This is a genomic window from Niallia tiangongensis, assembly GCF_044704065.1.
GTDB classification, from domain to species: domain Bacteria; phylum Bacillota; class Bacilli; order Bacillales; family Cytobacillaceae; genus Niallia; species Niallia tiangongensis.
In genome coordinates this window covers 1,200,056-1,215,496 of record NZ_CP162613.1, presented here as the reverse complement: position 1 = coordinate 1,215,496, position 15,441 = coordinate 1,200,056, and the positions used below count along the sequence as shown (strand labels likewise).

The 15,441-nt window shown below is 34.1% G+C and carries 15 protein-coding genes; 7 read left to right on the top strand and 8 right to left on the bottom strand.

Translation table 11 applies throughout. The annotated features are described in order from the left end of the window. Nucleotides 1–151: 151 nt before the first annotated feature. From AB3U99_RS05870 to AB3U99_RS05860, 3 genes are all read left to right on the top strand, one after another. Nucleotides 152–598, top strand: coding sequence for a disulfide oxidoreductase (locus AB3U99_RS05870; RefSeq protein ID WP_400246270.1), 447 nt, complete (start codon nucleotides 152–154; stop codon nucleotides 596–598). Further along, nucleotides 595–1,068: a thioredoxin family protein gene (locus AB3U99_RS05865; protein WP_400246268.1), complete on the top strand. Its 474-nt coding sequence runs from the start codon at nucleotides 595–597 to the stop codon at nucleotides 1,066–1,068. Before AB3U99_RS05870 ends, AB3U99_RS05865 begins: the two co-directional genes overlap by 4 nt. Before the next feature lie 898 nt (nucleotides 1,069–1,966). After that, on the top strand, nucleotides 1,967–2,380 hold the full coding sequence (locus tag AB3U99_RS05860) for a hypothetical protein (RefSeq protein WP_400246266.1): 414 nt from the start codon (nucleotides 1,967–1,969) through the stop codon (nucleotides 2,378–2,380). 572 nt (nucleotides 2,381–2,952) lie between these two features. On the opposite strand, the gene AB3U99_RS05855 is transcribed toward AB3U99_RS05860, so the two are convergent. After that, on the bottom strand, nucleotides 2,953–3,360 hold the full coding sequence (locus tag AB3U99_RS05855; protein WP_400246264.1) for a DUF5365 family protein: 408 nt from the start codon (nucleotides 3,358–3,360) through the stop codon (nucleotides 2,953–2,955). Between the two features lie 176 nt (nucleotides 3,361–3,536). On the opposite strand from AB3U99_RS05855, the gene AB3U99_RS05850 reads away from it, so the two are divergent. After that, a complete protein-coding gene (locus AB3U99_RS05850) occupies nucleotides 3,537–4,469 on the top strand; it encodes an RluA family pseudouridine synthase (RefSeq protein WP_400246262.1) in 933 nt (310 codons plus the stop codon). Between the two features lie 238 nt (nucleotides 4,470–4,707). Here AB3U99_RS05850 and AB3U99_RS05845 read toward each other — a convergent pair whose 3' ends face one another. The 4 genes from AB3U99_RS05845 to AB3U99_RS05830 all read right to left on the bottom strand — a co-directional run bounded on the left by AB3U99_RS05845 (nucleotide 4,708) and on the right by AB3U99_RS05830 (nucleotide 7,694). Beyond that, nucleotides 4,708–4,962: a GlsB/YeaQ/YmgE family stress response membrane protein gene (locus tag AB3U99_RS05845; protein ID WP_312099476.1), complete on the bottom strand. Its 255-nt coding sequence runs from the start codon at nucleotides 4,960–4,962 to the stop codon at nucleotides 4,708–4,710. 263 nt (nucleotides 4,963–5,225) lie between these two features. Next, nucleotides 5,226–6,056 carry an aldo/keto reductase gene (locus tag AB3U99_RS05840; RefSeq protein ID WP_400246260.1) on the bottom strand — a complete coding sequence of 277 codons (831 nt, stop codon included), beginning with the start codon at nucleotides 6,054–6,056 and terminating at the stop codon, nucleotides 5,226–5,228. Nucleotides 6,057–6,304: 248 nt separating this feature from the next. Next, nucleotides 6,305–7,144 (bottom strand): SDR family oxidoreductase, encoded by an 840-nt coding sequence (locus AB3U99_RS05835; RefSeq protein ID WP_400247968.1) that lies wholly within the window; start codon nucleotides 7,142–7,144, stop codon nucleotides 6,305–6,307. Between the two features lie 58 nt (nucleotides 7,145–7,202). Then, entirely contained in the window at nucleotides 7,203–7,694 is a 492-nt protein-coding gene (locus AB3U99_RS05830) for a GNAT family N-acetyltransferase (protein WP_400246258.1), read from the bottom strand. 303 nt (nucleotides 7,695–7,997) lie between these two features. Between AB3U99_RS05830 and AB3U99_RS05825 the strand changes: the two genes are divergently transcribed. Both AB3U99_RS05825 and AB3U99_RS05820 read left to right on the top strand, forming a co-directional pair. Further along, entirely contained in the window at nucleotides 7,998–8,615 is a 618-nt protein-coding gene (locus AB3U99_RS05825) for a DUF47 domain-containing protein (protein ID WP_400246256.1), read from the top strand. 14 nt (nucleotides 8,616–8,629) lie between these two features. Further along, the gene (locus AB3U99_RS05820) at nucleotides 8,630–9,628 is read left to right on the top strand and encodes an anion permease (protein WP_400246254.1); all 999 of its coding nucleotides are present in this window, start codon (nucleotides 8,630–8,632) and stop codon (nucleotides 9,626–9,628) included. Between the two features lie 73 nt (nucleotides 9,629–9,701). On the opposite strand, the gene AB3U99_RS05815 is transcribed toward AB3U99_RS05820, so the two are convergent. Then, nucleotides 9,702–11,351, bottom strand: a complete 1,650-nt coding sequence (locus tag AB3U99_RS05815; RefSeq protein WP_400246252.1) for a M20/M25/M40 family metallo-hydrolase — start codon at nucleotides 11,349–11,351, stop codon at nucleotides 9,702–9,704. Nucleotides 11,352–11,560: 209 nt separating this feature from the next. On the opposite strand from AB3U99_RS05815, the gene AB3U99_RS05810 reads away from it, so the two are divergent. Then, nucleotides 11,561–12,133 (top strand): YitT family protein, encoded by a 573-nt coding sequence (locus AB3U99_RS05810; RefSeq protein WP_400246250.1) that lies wholly within the window; start codon nucleotides 11,561–11,563, stop codon nucleotides 12,131–12,133. Between the two features lie 87 nt (nucleotides 12,134–12,220). Here AB3U99_RS05810 and AB3U99_RS05805 read toward each other — a convergent pair whose 3' ends face one another. After that, complete coding sequence (locus AB3U99_RS05805) at nucleotides 12,221–15,079, bottom strand: ATP-binding protein (protein WP_400246248.1); 2,859 nt, start codon at nucleotides 15,077–15,079, stop codon at nucleotides 12,221–12,223. Beyond that, the gene (locus tag AB3U99_RS05800) at nucleotides 15,069–15,434 is read right to left on the bottom strand and encodes a response regulator transcription factor (RefSeq protein WP_400246246.1); all 366 of its coding nucleotides are present in this window, start codon (nucleotides 15,432–15,434) and stop codon (nucleotides 15,069–15,071) included. Before AB3U99_RS05800 ends, AB3U99_RS05805 begins: the two co-directional genes overlap by 11 nt. Nucleotides 15,435–15,441: the final 7 nt, after the last annotated feature.

The window sequence follows — 15,441 nt, the reverse complement described above, 5'->3', positions numbered from 1 at the left end:
TACATTTCCCCATTTTTTTTAGATATAATCTCGATCATTTATGAAAACTAGTTTGTTTACATCATTTCCGAATACCTTTATACTTTTTCTATAGTGAATATACTTTTAATTATTTTGATTTTTGTGGATAAAGACAATAAAGGAGAATCGTATGGAAGAAAAAACAAAGCAGAAAGATTCCCGAGAGCATCTCTTATACTTAGCTTGGATGGCATCTGTCCTCAGCATGTTCGGCAGCTTATACTTTTCAGAAATTAGAGAGTTTGTTCCTTGCACATTATGCTGGTATCAACGGATATTAATGTACCCCTTTGTGATTATTCTAGGGATTGCTGTGATACGAAAAGATTATAAAATCACCTTTTACACAATGATTCTTTCTGGATTCGGCGCATGCATTTCCATCTATCATTATTCCAAACAAAAATTAGCTAGCATCTTTGAAAGCTCTGCCTCTTGTGGACCAGTTCCTTGCACAGGCGAATACATAAATTGGTTAGGCTTTATAACCATTCCCTTTATGGCACTTGTTGGATTTATTATGATCTTTACTTGTAGCCTAATCATTTGGAAAAAAACAAAGGAGATGAATGAATGAAAAAAGTAATTTTTTTCTTAGTTTTTATTATTATTTTATTTGCAGGGGTAGCCTTTCTATCTAATATGCAAAAAGAAAAAGCAGTAGAAGGGAATTTATATAAAAAAGAGAATTTGGAACCTGAAACAATGGAAATATTAGATGATCCGAATTACCAAAATATTATTGTTCCTGATGCACTCGAGGAGAAATTAAAAACAGAAGAAGATGTTACCGTATACTTCTTTAGTTCAAATTGTGTGTATTGTAAACAGACGACACCAGAATTAATGCCCCTTGCAGAGGAATTAGATGTATCGATTGATCAATATAACCTATGGGAATTTGAAGAAGGCTGGGATAAATACAATATCGATTCCACACCAACAATTGTCCAGTACAAAAATGGAGAAGAAGTAGGTAGAATCAACGGCTATAGAGAACCTGAAGTATTTAGACAATGGCTAGAAGAATATAGTGTTACGAAATAAAAAAGCCGCCGCAGTTAAAAGTAAAGGGTTCCTTTTCGGGTGCATTCTTACTAAATGACACGAGAAAAGACGTATGAATTGGCATACGTCTTTTCTTTATTTATCAAGGTTTCTGCGGAATTTCTTTAGATTTGACATAGCAATTGACATCATTATTATGATGGACAATATGTATTGTACAATTTAAAAAGACACAGTGCTGTTTTGAGTACCAATTTTATTGCTTTTAATAAGGTGGTCGATAAAAAGCCCTCATCTGGGATGGAGAGGGTCTGCCACTGATTGGCTGGGAGATCCGCTTAAGCATCAGAGCTGATAATAAACGTAAAAATTCCGCTAGCATTGCATATGTATCCACAGATCAAAAAATAAATTTAAACACGAGGCTGGGACATAAGTATTCCAGCCATAAATAAACCCGAACAGCCATACGATACTTGATTGTTCGATTTTATATTGGATTACAAAAGGCTGTTTCAGTAAAGATGGTGTTATTATCCGCAGCCTGAATACACTTCGCCTTCCATAGGGCGAGCGCCGAGCCGCTTCGTCGCTCACGCTCCTGCAGGGTCTCGGACTTTCTCGCAGCTCCCATAGGAGTCTACGTGTATTCAGGCTGCTCCGTCTTTCCAATTAATTATTTTTTCTATTTCCATAATAGTTATAGAAAAAACAATCTTTAAAAACGAATTAATTTTACACTGACTATATTTAAAATCATAAATAACTAGCATGAAAAAGTAGCCTATATTTAAGAGCTACATTAAGGATGGTTCGTCTTTACAGACTGGCTATTTAGTTTTGTCCTAGCCTCCTGTTTTATGGACGAAAGTAAAAAAGTCCCTTAAAGTAGAAGCTGAACCCACGTTATCCGTGACTGCTACTAAAGGAGACTTTCATGGATAACATCATATCAAATCAGACTGTATTTAGTAAATACCTATCTTTCTTACCGTTTGAAACATTTAAGTGTTCGTTCTTAGACAACGGTGTTAAAAAACTGACCACCGCTAATCTAATGAGGATTTGTGTCGCCATGCAATTGGGAAATTGGAAATCCTACGAGGAAACAGAAGAACGTATTCGTGCTATGGAAGGGACAGAGGAACTGTTTAGCCTTACTAGCATTAGTGCTTCTCAACTTTGTCGTCGAGTCAATGCTTTACCTTCAATCCTCCCACGGCAGTTATTTCTTGCCGCTGTTAGTCAATTGAATAAGCTGACGAGTAGCAAAAAAGGGCTCCCTTCTTTGGGTCGTCTTCATCTCGTAGATTCTTCTTCTCTGCTGCTTCTTGGACCTACATTAGGATAATGGACGTATTTTACAAAGCATAGTAATTGCGTGAAGCTACATACTCGGATTGTGGTAACGGATCCCGGCGATGTAGGGGTGGCCATGGTAAAACCAGTGGGGGTAAGTACTAGCTCGATGGCAAAATATAAGAAAAAAAGAAAATAATATCCAATTTTTTAGATAACTTGGTTCAATTACAACCCCCTTGACTTTTTGGCTCAGAACCAAGAAATCGGTATAGGAAAATTATACTTAAAACCCATATAAAGTAACCATGATATACCCTTGTGGATATTTTTGCAATGCTAGTGGAAAAACTCCGCTAATTTTACTTTCTCGGTTCTTAGGTAAAGGAGAATACATAAGATTACGATGAACCATATCCCCTGTGAGTGAGGTTTTATATTCCTAGTGAAGAAACTCGCCAATTACTACGGCGAGTTTTCCCTTTTTATATACCAATAATGATGCCAATACAATAATCATTACAGTGCACATTTAAAATATGCACCTCAAAACGAATCGGTTTACAGTAAAAAACGATGGCTTATTATTATTCCGATTAGGAATAATAAGTGCAGGCAAAAAGTTTATACTAAATACTGATTAGTTGCCTCTGCATATATACTAAAATTTGATTGATTGAAGGAACTTCCATCATCATTGATTGTAAAATTGTCTAAATCAAATGGGAAGAAGATATCCAAGTCCTCTAAAATCCGAACATTTTTTGCAAATAGATGTTTATATTTATGTTTATCTTCTGGAGCTTCCAAAATATTCACAAGGGTTTGAAGACTTGCAATTACTTGATAAGATGTTTTTAATGTACTTAATTGCTGTGCTTTTTCTGAAGTGATAACAAGAACCTTTAATCGTTCAAACTTATTTATTTCCTTATCTGAAAAATAGAAAGGAAATATCTTCGAGTAAAAGGTCTGAATCAGTTCATCAATTCTTTCCTCTTGTGTTGGTGTTGATGCAAAAACTACTTTCATGAAATGAGACACCCTCTTTGTTTCTATGATAAATTTACACTACATAAAGTATTACCATTAGTCTACCATATCCCACAAAACCATTTCTGTGGTAATTAAAACCATGATATGATGACTATGTTAAATTTAAGACTATTTTTTAATTTATACTTATAGAGAAGTAAAGGAGATTTTATATGATATTTGAAAAAAAGGGAGACTGGCTTCTGCTTAAAATCCCTTTACAATGGGAAGGATTATCAATTGAAGCATTCTTTTCAGAGGTTTTGTTGGCATCAAAAAAACAAATTCATCTGTTTAAAATGGAGAAAAAAGTCCAGTTTAATAACCAAAATGTTCCTTGGAATACGATGCTTACGCAGGAAGATATTTTAAAAATAAAACTATTTCAGCCACAGCCAAATAACATAATTCCAACCTATATGGATCTATCTATCCTTTATGAAGATGATTTTCTGCTAGTTGTTAATAAGCCAGCTTCTATTGATACACATCCACATTCTTCAGAAGATGCTTCTTCTTTATTAAATGGAGTTGCCTATCATTTGCTTATGAATGGAGAAGAAAGACCGTTAAAGCATATTCATCGCTTGGATCGAGATACAACTGGCTGTGTTCTGTTCGCAAAACACGATTTAGTCGCAAACATGCTTGATCATATGTTACGGGAACGAAAAATTAATAGAACCTATATCGCTCTTATTCAAGGATCCTTATCACAAAAAAAAGGAACGATTAATAAACCAATAGGAAAGGATAGGCACCACGGAAGCCGGAGAAGAATATCAGAAACAGGACAGACGGCAATCACTCATTTTAAACGAATGAAACAATTACCAAATGAGGGATTAACACTTATCTCTTGTACCTTGGATACAGGGAGAACGCATCAGATAAGAGTTCATTTAAGCTCCATTCATCATCCCCTTGCTGGAGATGTACTATATGGCGGAAAACCGATTTTTGATCGACAAGCACTACATGCGGTAAAGATACAATTCACCCATCCTATCTCAATGGAAGATGTTACTGTCTACGCTCCTCCATTGGACAGACAGCCAATTTTCCCTGATGAAAACTGGGAAGAGTCATTAAAGGAGACAAAATAAGAGACTAACTATATATAGTCAAGAGTAAAAACTAATTCGTTCCATTGCGCTACGACACACGATGCGCCGGGGAGGAAGCTGAGCCTCCTCATTCAGGCTGCGAGTTATAAAAACAACTTTATTGAAAAGACTTTTTAAAAGCTAATAAAAAAATCCAAACAATCATACGAATTTGGTATGATTGTTTGGATTTACCCTTGTCTGGAACACTTATGTCCCAGGCTACTTTTATCCTTCTTTATGTGGTTTTTCGCATACCGCGCATGATTAGACTTAATATAAAGACTAAAATAACTGCCCCAATAATACTTGGAATTAGAGCAAAGTCTGCAATTGTTGGACCCCAATCTCCAAGAATTAATGATCCTAACCATGCACCAACAAAACCTGCAATGATATTTCCAATCACACCACCGGGAATATCTTTACCAACGATTAATCCTGCTAACCATCCTATAATACCACCTATAATTAATGACCATAGAAATCCCATATATAACACTCCTTTTATTATAGTGTTTATTTTTTTAATGAGATAGTGAAGAATCATGCTGCAGCTTATCATTTACCCCGTACGGTTTTTTTCACTATCTGCTTGTACTTATATTTACCACCCTTTGATTCTTTTAAACCTAACAATAACATTCATTTTGTTAAGAATATTTCGATAATAACATTTCAAAAAAAGATCTATACCCTTTAATAATTGGGCATAGATCTTTTGTTCTTTTCTATTAAACCAAGCGATGTAAGAAATTAAAAAATCACTTCATCTGGATTACTTCCAAGTCTTTCATTCATATTTAATCGATCTATTTGATCCATTTCTACTAAGCTAAGTTGAAAATCAAATATCTCTGCATTTTCTTTTATTCTTTCCGGATGAATCGATTTTGGAATAATTATAATCCCATTTTGTAGATGCCAGCGTAAAATAACTTGTACTGGTGTCTTGTCGTGTTTTTTTGCAATATAGTTAAGGGTTGGTTCATTTACTAAGCGACCTTTTGCAATCGGTGACCAAGCTTCAATTTTTATCTCTTTTTTCTGACAGTACTCTCTTAATTTCTCTTGAGATAGCCGTGGATGGAGTTCAATCTGATTAACGGTTGGAACATCATTCGCACTTGCAAGCAAATGATCTAAATGATGTTCCTGAAAATTACTTACACCAATCGCTTTAACGACTCCTTCGTCATACAGTCTTTCAAATGCTTTCCATGTTTCTACGTATTTATCTTTTCCTGGCCAATGAATTAAATATAAATCAAGATAATCTAAATCCAACTTCTTTAAACTCGTCTCAAATGCACGTAGAGTAGAATCATATCCTTGGTCTTCATTCCAAACTTTTGTGGTGATAAATAGAGAATCCCTAGAGACAGCGCTTTCTTTTATCGCTCTGCCTACCCCTTCTTCATTCTTATAAATGGCGGCAGTATCAATAGAACGATAACCAAGCTCCAAAGCTGCTTTTACTGTTTGGATTACTGTATCTCCTTCTTCTACTTTAAAGACTCCGATACCTAATTGAGGTATCTCCACTCCGTTATGTAGCTTCACTTTATGTTCGATGCTATTGACCAAACAAAACACCTCCAAAATCAGAATTATCCATATAATAACACTTATTTGAATACTTCTCTATAAATTTGATTTAACCTTTTTCAAAAAATTCCTCGAAAAATATACAGGAACTGAAAAACTGCTAGCTATTATTCACTTTCAAGACCTAAATCCTAATTTAAACTGGATAACTATATTTATTCAGTGTCCTCATAAATATAACCTCTTCTTTTCCTCTGACAACAAAACGGCTACTTCTTAATATATTTTCATTTTAAGATAAATAGAACGATTTTCTCCCACCACTTCCAGGGCAGCATGTTCTTTAATAGGATTGTACTTCTCGTTCCTTTCCCAATTACATAACGCAATTTTGGATGCTTTGTTTGAGCGATTTCAACTACTTTTTTTGCCACTTTGATTGGATCTCCATCCTTTTTTCTATTTCTTTGTAAATATGTATCCAATTGTTTCATGTATGAAAAATACGGAGATGAAGACAAGGTAGATTTTACCGTTACCTTCTTCCCTGTTGTCCAAATATTTGTTTGAAAAGAGCCAGGTTCTACAAGAATTACCGGAATAGAAAAAGGAGCCAATTCTAATCTTAAGCCCTCACTCCATCCTTCTAAGGCAAACTTAGAGGAGACGTATGGTGATAAACCTGGAAATCCAATTTCTCCACTTATACTACTCATATTAATAATCATTCCTTTCCCTTTCTTTCTCATTAAAGGGAGTACACATTGAGTCACTCGAATTGCCCCAAAAAAATTTGTTTCCATTTGGAGCTGATACTCTTCGATTGGAATTTCCTCCGAAAAACCAGCTCCTGCATACCCAGCATTATTTATCAATAAATCGACTTGTCCAATATTCTGCAAAATTATTTTTAAATTTTCTATAGATTGGGCAGAAGTAATATCCAAAGAAATAATTTCGATATTGGATATTACTTCCATATCAGTTGCTATATCGATTAATTGTTTCCCTTTCTTCGTATCTCTCATCGATGCTAAAACAGTATAATCTTCTTTTGCAAATTCTAATGCCATCAATTGGCCAAATCCACCGTTTGCTCCTGTTATTAAGACTACTTGTTTCTCCACTTTTTCACCTTTTCCTTCATTTATATTAGATCCATTATTCGTTAGATACTTAACCATTTCACTGATATTCCCTACTTAATATGGACATCATATAGATTGATTGATAGTTATTATTTATTTTTATCGCTTCTCGTTGTAATCCCTCTATCTTAAATCCCTCTGATTCATATAGCGATTTTGCACGGAAGTTATGATCTACTACCTGCAGCCATAATCGATTTGCTTTCTTTTCAATAAAAGCCCATTTTTTTATTAACTGTAGCATTTTTCTTCCATAGCCTTTTCCTTTTTCAGAAAAAGCGATTCTTTTTATTTCTATGCTATCATTTTCATCTTCTAATCCATTTATAAGAACATAACCAACCGGTTTATTCGATGATATTTCGACAACAAGTAAATGCAAGATATTCGGATTATCAGTAAGCGCCCTTTTATGTTCCTGTAAGGACCATTGTAATATATAGGGACTATTAGTAGGGTCTTTTTCTGTTTTTCTCACATAAGTCAATTCTGTCTCTAGTGTTTTTCGCATAATAATTGTGTCATCCATTAACACTGTACCTCCTCCTTCCTTAGCCATTATATTATTACTTTATTCTGGAATAAGAAATTGGTCACGTTTGGATGGGAAGGGGCAAAGGAAGTTAGTAAGCATCATCGTCACTCTAACCAGTGATAAATGTTAAATTAATGCAAACTTTGTAAATAAGTAATGTTGTTTTCTTAAAATTTCGTAAATCAAATATTAAGATTTTGTAAATTTATAAATAAAATACTAGGCTATTCGACAAGTTTCCTATAAAATATGTAAGGCTTAGTCATAATTTGTTATATATTAATGGAGGTAACCGCAATGGTTTTTAAAAAACAAGATAAGTTTGCTGTTATGTTAAAAAATATCGCTTCAAATTTAAAAGAAGGAGCAGACTTTTTTGCTGACTATAAATTGACAAATGTTAGCGATTTAAAAACTTTTTCTGAAACAATGAAAGAAACCGAAACAAAAGGTGATACATATGTTCATGAAGTAATCACTGAATTAAATAAAGCCTTTATTACACCGATTGAAAGAGAAGACATTCTTGCTCTAACGATGAGTATGGATGATGTATTAGATGGTTTAGAACACACAGCAGCACTATTTGAAATGTACAATATTATTAGCGCTGATGAATATATGCTTCGCTTTGTGGAAGAAATCAAGAATTGTGCAGTTGAAATTGATAAAGCAGTAGATCTGCTTACAACAAAAAAATTACCTAAAATTAGAGAATACGCGATTAGAATTAAAGACCATGAATCAAAATGTGATGGTATTTTACGTCAATCGATTAAAAACTTATTCTCCGTAGAAAAAGATCCTATTCGCATTATCCAATATAAAGAAGTGTACGAAAATCTTGAGGATATTGCAGACTACTGTCAAAGTGTCGCAAACACACTTGAAAGTATTATTATGAAGAACGCGTAAGGAGTCTTTTTCCAATGAATACATTACTAATACTTACTATATTAATCGTTGTCTTTGCATTAGCATTTGATTTTATCAACGGCTTTCATGATACAGCCAATGCTATTGCTACTGCAGTATCGACAAAAGCGTTAAAGCCAAAGCACGCCATTATTATGGCAGCATGTATGAACTTTGTTGGTGCCATGACTTTTACTGGTGTTGCAAAGACAATTACAAAGGGTATCGTAGATCCTTTTGAATTAACAAATGGTTCTCTCGTTATCCTTGCTGCATTGATTTCCGCTATTATCTGGAATTTAGTTACATGGTATTTTGGGATACCAAGTAGTTCATCCCATGCAATTATTGGATCAATCGCTGGGGCAGCCATAGCTTCTTCAGGGTTTGCATCTCTTAATTACAACGGCTTTATTAAGATTATTCAGGCATTGATTATTTCACCAATCCTTGCCTTTATCGTTGGATTTATCATTTACTCCATCTTTAAATTCTTCTTTAGGGATTTAAATTTAACAAAAACAAATAGGCGATTCCGTTATTTTCAAATATTTACGGCCGCATTGCAATCTTTTACACATGGTACAAATGATGCTCAAAAAGCCATGGGGATTATCACCATGGCATTATTAGCTAATAATTATGTTTCCACAGGTGATGTGCCATTTTGGGTGCAGTTTGCTTGTGCTACAGCAATGGGACTTGGAACATCTGTTGGTGGATGGAGAATTATAAAAACAGTCGGTGGCAATATTATGAAGATTCGTCCAGTAAATGGAGTGGCTGCTGATATAACAGGAGCAATGATCATTTTTGGATCAACTTTAATTCATCTACCAGTTAGTACAACCCATGTTATTTCTTCTTCTATTCTTGGTGTTGGTTCAGCACATCGTTTAAAAGGAGTTAAATGGGGTACAGCACAGAGAATGCTTATTACATGGGTAATTACCTTACCAATTTCAGCAAGTATCGCTGCAATTTGTTACTATATTCTTCATTTCTTTTTTTAATATAGGTCTGGTGCAATTAACCATACACAAAGGCATCTTTACCCAATCAGGGAAAGATGCCTTTTTTATTATTTTAAAGTGTAAGAAATCTCTCTGTAACCTTTCTTATAAGTATTGGCAAGGTTTGAAAAGTATAGGGTTTATATACTCTTTCCGTCCATTTATGCCCCCCTTTCCCATAGACACCAATATTTAACGCAGGAATATTTAAACTACTCATTTTTTCAAGATCTAATGGAAATAGTGTATTCATTCCTGGAAAATTTGCCTCCACTGTTTCAATCTCGGCTTGATCACCATGAAAAGCTAAAAAGCTTCCGTCACATAAATAAGGGAAATATCCTCTTAACGGAAATACCTCCTTGTATTTCTCTTCCGACTCCTGTAATACTTCTTTCAAAGCCTCTTTTAGAAAAACAGACTTTTCATCCTCTTGTAATGTATTGGATGGTAAAAATGGTGTAGCAAAAAAGAGAATCACTCGTGGCTTCTTGCCTGGATCTACTTGCTGTAAGGCTTCTACTAGTTCAAATGCTTTTAACCGATCATCTAAATCTTCCGGTAAATTTGCAAGAAGCCTATCTAAGTGCTTTTCTGGTTCCTTTCCAATTGCTTTTAAATATTCCATATATTCTTGAATAGTCATCACTTCTGTTTTCCAATTAATAGACCTGCCTGGAAGCTTATTCGCTTCACGATACGCCAAGTAGTTATCCGCTAACTCATTCTCTACCTTTGTACACGCTGCTTGGGCAATCTTTTTTAAGGTTTCTAATACATCACTTGGCGTTTTTTTATAGATAAAATAATTAAAATACATTCTGATACTAACAGGTGTTTGAACATTATAGCTTTGCTTATTCTCTTTCATAAACAAGCAACTAGGGGGTAACACTAATTCATTTTCTAGGTTTTCAGCGAGAGAAAAATTTTGATTTATGCTTCGATTGATCTCGGAAGCAATCAATGTTGGATCAATACCAAGCAGGCTTTCACCAACATGCGCCTCTCTTCCAGTAATAGAAAAACATGGCAATAGCTTACCTGCTCCCCCACAATATACATATTTTGCTACATCACCATTATATAAAGGAGAAATAAAATCATTATTTATAGCTGCCACATATGATAATCCTTTTTCTTGCTGAAGGCGTATTAGCTCCTTTAAGGCACCTCTAATTCCTACATGCTGGTTCTCTTCATCAACATTAAGTAAGAGTAGAATATTTCCTTCTAATTTTTCTCGATGGTTCATATAATAGAGAAGATTCACTAGATGAATGCTTATTCCACTTTGCATATCAAGGGAGCCTCTCCCAAACATCCATTCTCCACTTCGTGCATCTTCTCTAGCCTCCTCATCTCCTTCGTAGCTTTGAAAAAATTCAGCTAACTTTTCCGGCTGATGAGCAATATCCTTTAGATTTCCATAATCCTCTATCCCTACTGTATCCACATGTGCATGATAAATGACCGTTTCCTTTTTATCCGAATTGCCTTGTAAAAAAGCCAATACATTTATCCGTTTATCCTCATCTATTTCCTGCTTCCAAACAAAATCCGGGTATGCTTGAAAATAAGGAAAGGATTCGATAATTTTATATAAATAGTTAGCTTTATCTAATTCTCCAGCAGTACCATTATAACTTTGCATTTTAGTGAGTCGTTTCGTTAAAAATTCCACTTGCTGTTCCGTCGTTAAAGATGCCAATTGATTATACATGCCTTCATCCCCTGGTTTTTCTTTTAGTTTTAAGTTTATTGCTATTCTTCCTATCTGACAACCTATTTTTCTGTCTATTCAAATAATTCTTTAGAATAGTAAACTCGCTTATTAAATTATTTTTTCCCTTCCTCATAAACCATTCTATTTTTCTTCTTTTTCACATAGGTATTAGTAAAGTGGAAAAGGTAAAGTTAGGATGATGTTTATTGATGGAAAAAATCGCTGCCATTTTTGTCGGGAGCTTACTAATAGGCATTGGGGTTAATGGATTTTTAGTACCACATCATCTTCTAGACGGTGGTATTATTGGAATTGGACTTATCCTTCATTATCACTATGAGATTCCAACAGGTCTTTCGATGATTATTTTAAGTATTCCATTATATATACTCATTTGGTTTTATAATAAGGAATATTTTTTTTATGGAATTATCGGGTTTCTTATTTCTTCTTTTTCCATTGATGTACTTTCTTTTTTGCGAGAATTATTTTCCTTGAATCTATTATTAAGTGCTATTGTTGGCGGAGTGATTATTGGGGTTGGGATTGGTCTTATGCTTCGTTTTGAGACAAGCACTGGCGGTACAGACCTACTTGCTCAAGTTCTAGCAAATATCCTATCCATTCAAGTGGGAATCATCATCTTTTTAATAGACGGTATTGTGTTATTAAGTGGCTATAAAATTGTTGGTCTTCCTACTCTTATAGCTTCTTTTATGACTATTTTTTGTGTCGCTATCTTTACGACTTTATTATCGAAAAAAAAGATTTCCATCTAAATTTAATAGGAAAGGCATTTGTTTGCCTCTCCTATTAATACATATTTCTATTTTCATCTCGAAAAGTAAGCTACCTTCCGTCTATTTTTAATCTTTTTTCGGAATTAAGACTTGTCCTACTTTTCCCATCTTTAATAAGGTCTGCATAATCGTTTTTGAAAGCTCACTCGGTGGATAAGGCTTTACTAAGTAATCCATCGCTCCTAGTGATAAGCCTTTTTCTTTCTCATCAAGTGCTGATGAAATAATGATGGGAATGTTTTTTAGGTTATCTGATTCCTTCATACATTTCATAATTTCCCAGCCATCTAAATTTTTATCTTCCAGCATAATATCAAGTACCAAGGCATCGGTTGGATGTTTTTCTAACATCTGGATAGCTTCTTGTCCTGTTTTATAATAGACGACCTGAAAACCATTGTCCTTTAACTCATGAACAATTAATTCTCCCAAGCTAATATCATCCTCAATTACCATGACGGAGTACAATTGCTTATTTTCTATAGATTCCTCGAGGCTTAACATATTACTTGTATGGATAGTTGGAAAAACTAATGTAAAGGTACTTCCTTTCCCAAATTCCGATTCAACTGTCACTTTCCCATCATGTGCATGCATTATTTCTTGCACAATTGATAGTCCTAAGCCAGTTCCGCCAATTTTCCTTCGATCTGTATTATCCACTCGATAAAATTTTGAAAATAATTTATCCATTGCAGATGCTGGTATACCTAACCCTTCATCCTTAAAGGCAACAAATAGCTCCTGATTCTTTTTATATAAATTTATTTCTATTTTTCCTCCATTTGGAGAATATTTAATAGAATTACTAAGAAGATTCTCTATAACCTGTTCTATCTTCGCCTTATCTCCCATTACGATGGTTTCTTCTACCATTTGATTAATTTCTATTTGATGAGAGGTTGTATGAATGGATAAATTCCCTTTGACTCTTTCTACAATTGTTAAAAGATCAATGTACTTCTTTTCATATGTTTGTTTCCCTGCTTCCATTCTTTGAATATCCAGAAAATCATTTATTAAGGAAGTTAATCTTTTAGCTTCTCCATATATCGTCTGTAAGTATTTTTTCTGTTTTTCGACCTTTAAATCGCGATTTATCATCAATTCTGTAAATCCGAGAATACTTGCTAACGGTGTACGGAGTTCATGGCTTACAGTGCTTACAAACTCCGACTTCATTTTATCAACTTCATATTCCTTGGTTATATCCCTATATACAAATATTGTCCCAAACTTTTCATTTCTTCTATAAAGTTCTTCCGAATAAGTATTAATTACTCGGCCATCTTTCATAAAACTGATATAAGCATTATTTTGATTTTCCTTCATTGAAGCTTGGATGTAATTCAACAATCCTTCTGCATCCGTAAAGTGAGCTTTTAAATGATGTTTCCATTTATCCCACGCACTACCTGGATTAAAAATGGTTTCATTCGATTCTCCGACAATTTCTTCAAACTTTCTATTCACAAGAATTATTTCACCTATATCACACACTACCTGAACACCTTCTTGTAGCGAGTTTAATATATCGAGATTTAATTCACGGTCATTCTCTGTTTGCTCAAATAATTCAATTTTATCTAGTGAAATACTAATTTGTTTTGCTAATGCTATAAATTCTGCCTTATCGAATACGGAGAAAGGATCACAAAAGCGACTTAGCATCATCACTGCTGTTATTTCATTATCTGAATTATAGACAGGGATATACAAATCATGCGTAAATCCTTTTTCAAGGTGATAGCCTTTTTCAGACAATACCATTTCTCTTGTGATAATAAATGGTTCTTTCTCCTTTTTCAATCGATCAAGCATTCCTTTAAATACATGGTTCTTAAATTGTGTAGCCCCTTCTTCCACAATTCCGTAGGATGCATAAGCTTGATCCTTTAGTAATAATATAATTCCTCTGTCTGCCTGTAGGATTGCTGCTAGATGACTAATAATACTTTCTAGCACTTCATCCTTATACAAAGAATTAGAGATACTATTAATTAATTCATTTCTTCGCTTTAATGATTCCTTATTTGCTTGAACTGTTTCTACTACCTCTTCTAGCTCTATCTGCTGCGCATGCAGTTCATCCTGCTGGGCAATTAACTCCTCGTTTTGCGCCATTAAATCCTGCTCTTTATCCTGTACACTTTGATACATATGATTAAATGCAATCGAAAGGGTTCCTATCTCATCTACTCGTTTTGTATCCACTCTTATTTGCGCATCATTTCCCTTTGCAATTTCATTTGCAGCATGTGATAAATCAGATAAAGGTTTCCCAATTTTTTTAATCCCCATTCTCCCGATTAAATAAATAATGGTCATAATTAAAATAATATAAACAAGAAAGCTTAGTTCCAATATCGTATTATTTTTATTTAATTCTTTTACCTTACTATTTAGCTGATTAGTCATGGAGCCTAAAAAGCTACTTAGCGAATCTTTTATATGACTAATTTGATTTGCTCCACCATCGTCGGAGATTTTTACAACTTTCTCCAATTCTCCTTCTTCAAAGTATATTAATGCTTGTGGCAATATTTCTTTGAAATAATAGGAATGGAAATTTACCAACTCTTCCGCTAATAATTTATCTTCATCTGTTTTAGAGACTGTTTTAAATTGTTCAATAAGCTCATGCGTCTCGGCATCCATTTTTAAAGCAGATGATTTCATAGCTGTATTATTAAATGCAAAATATCCTCTTGCATCTAGCAACGCATTTTCTAGTTTATCTTCCAGCTCTCTAATAATTGATGTCTTTTCTAGTATCGCTGCTCTTTCTTCTGCATACTGGTCATTCAATTTCTTCTGACCAATTGCAAGAAATAAACATCCAATAAGAAATAGCAGACTAAAAAAACACATCAAAGCAACAAACTGCCTTGAAATGCTCTTTCTTAAATATGCTCTAATTTTCATCCAATATTTCCCCTACTTTATCTAATAAAGCAAGTGGACTAAATGGTTTTGCCATAAAATAATCAGCTCCAGCTTCAATAATTTCTTGTTGCTCGTTCGCTTGACTTTTAGCTGAGAGCATCATAATTTTCAGATGCTCTCTTTCTTTATCTGTTCTTACTTTTTCAATTACTTCTAGTCCTGTTATAATTGGCATCATATAATCAAGTATAAGTAAGTCATATTGATTTTCCTGAATTAATCGGAATGCCTCTTCTCCATCCCGAGCCTCATCTACCAAATAGTCATCTTCTAATGTATCAACTATTAACATTCTTAATACCTCTTCATCTTCTGCTAATAAAATTCGCTTCAAATCCGTT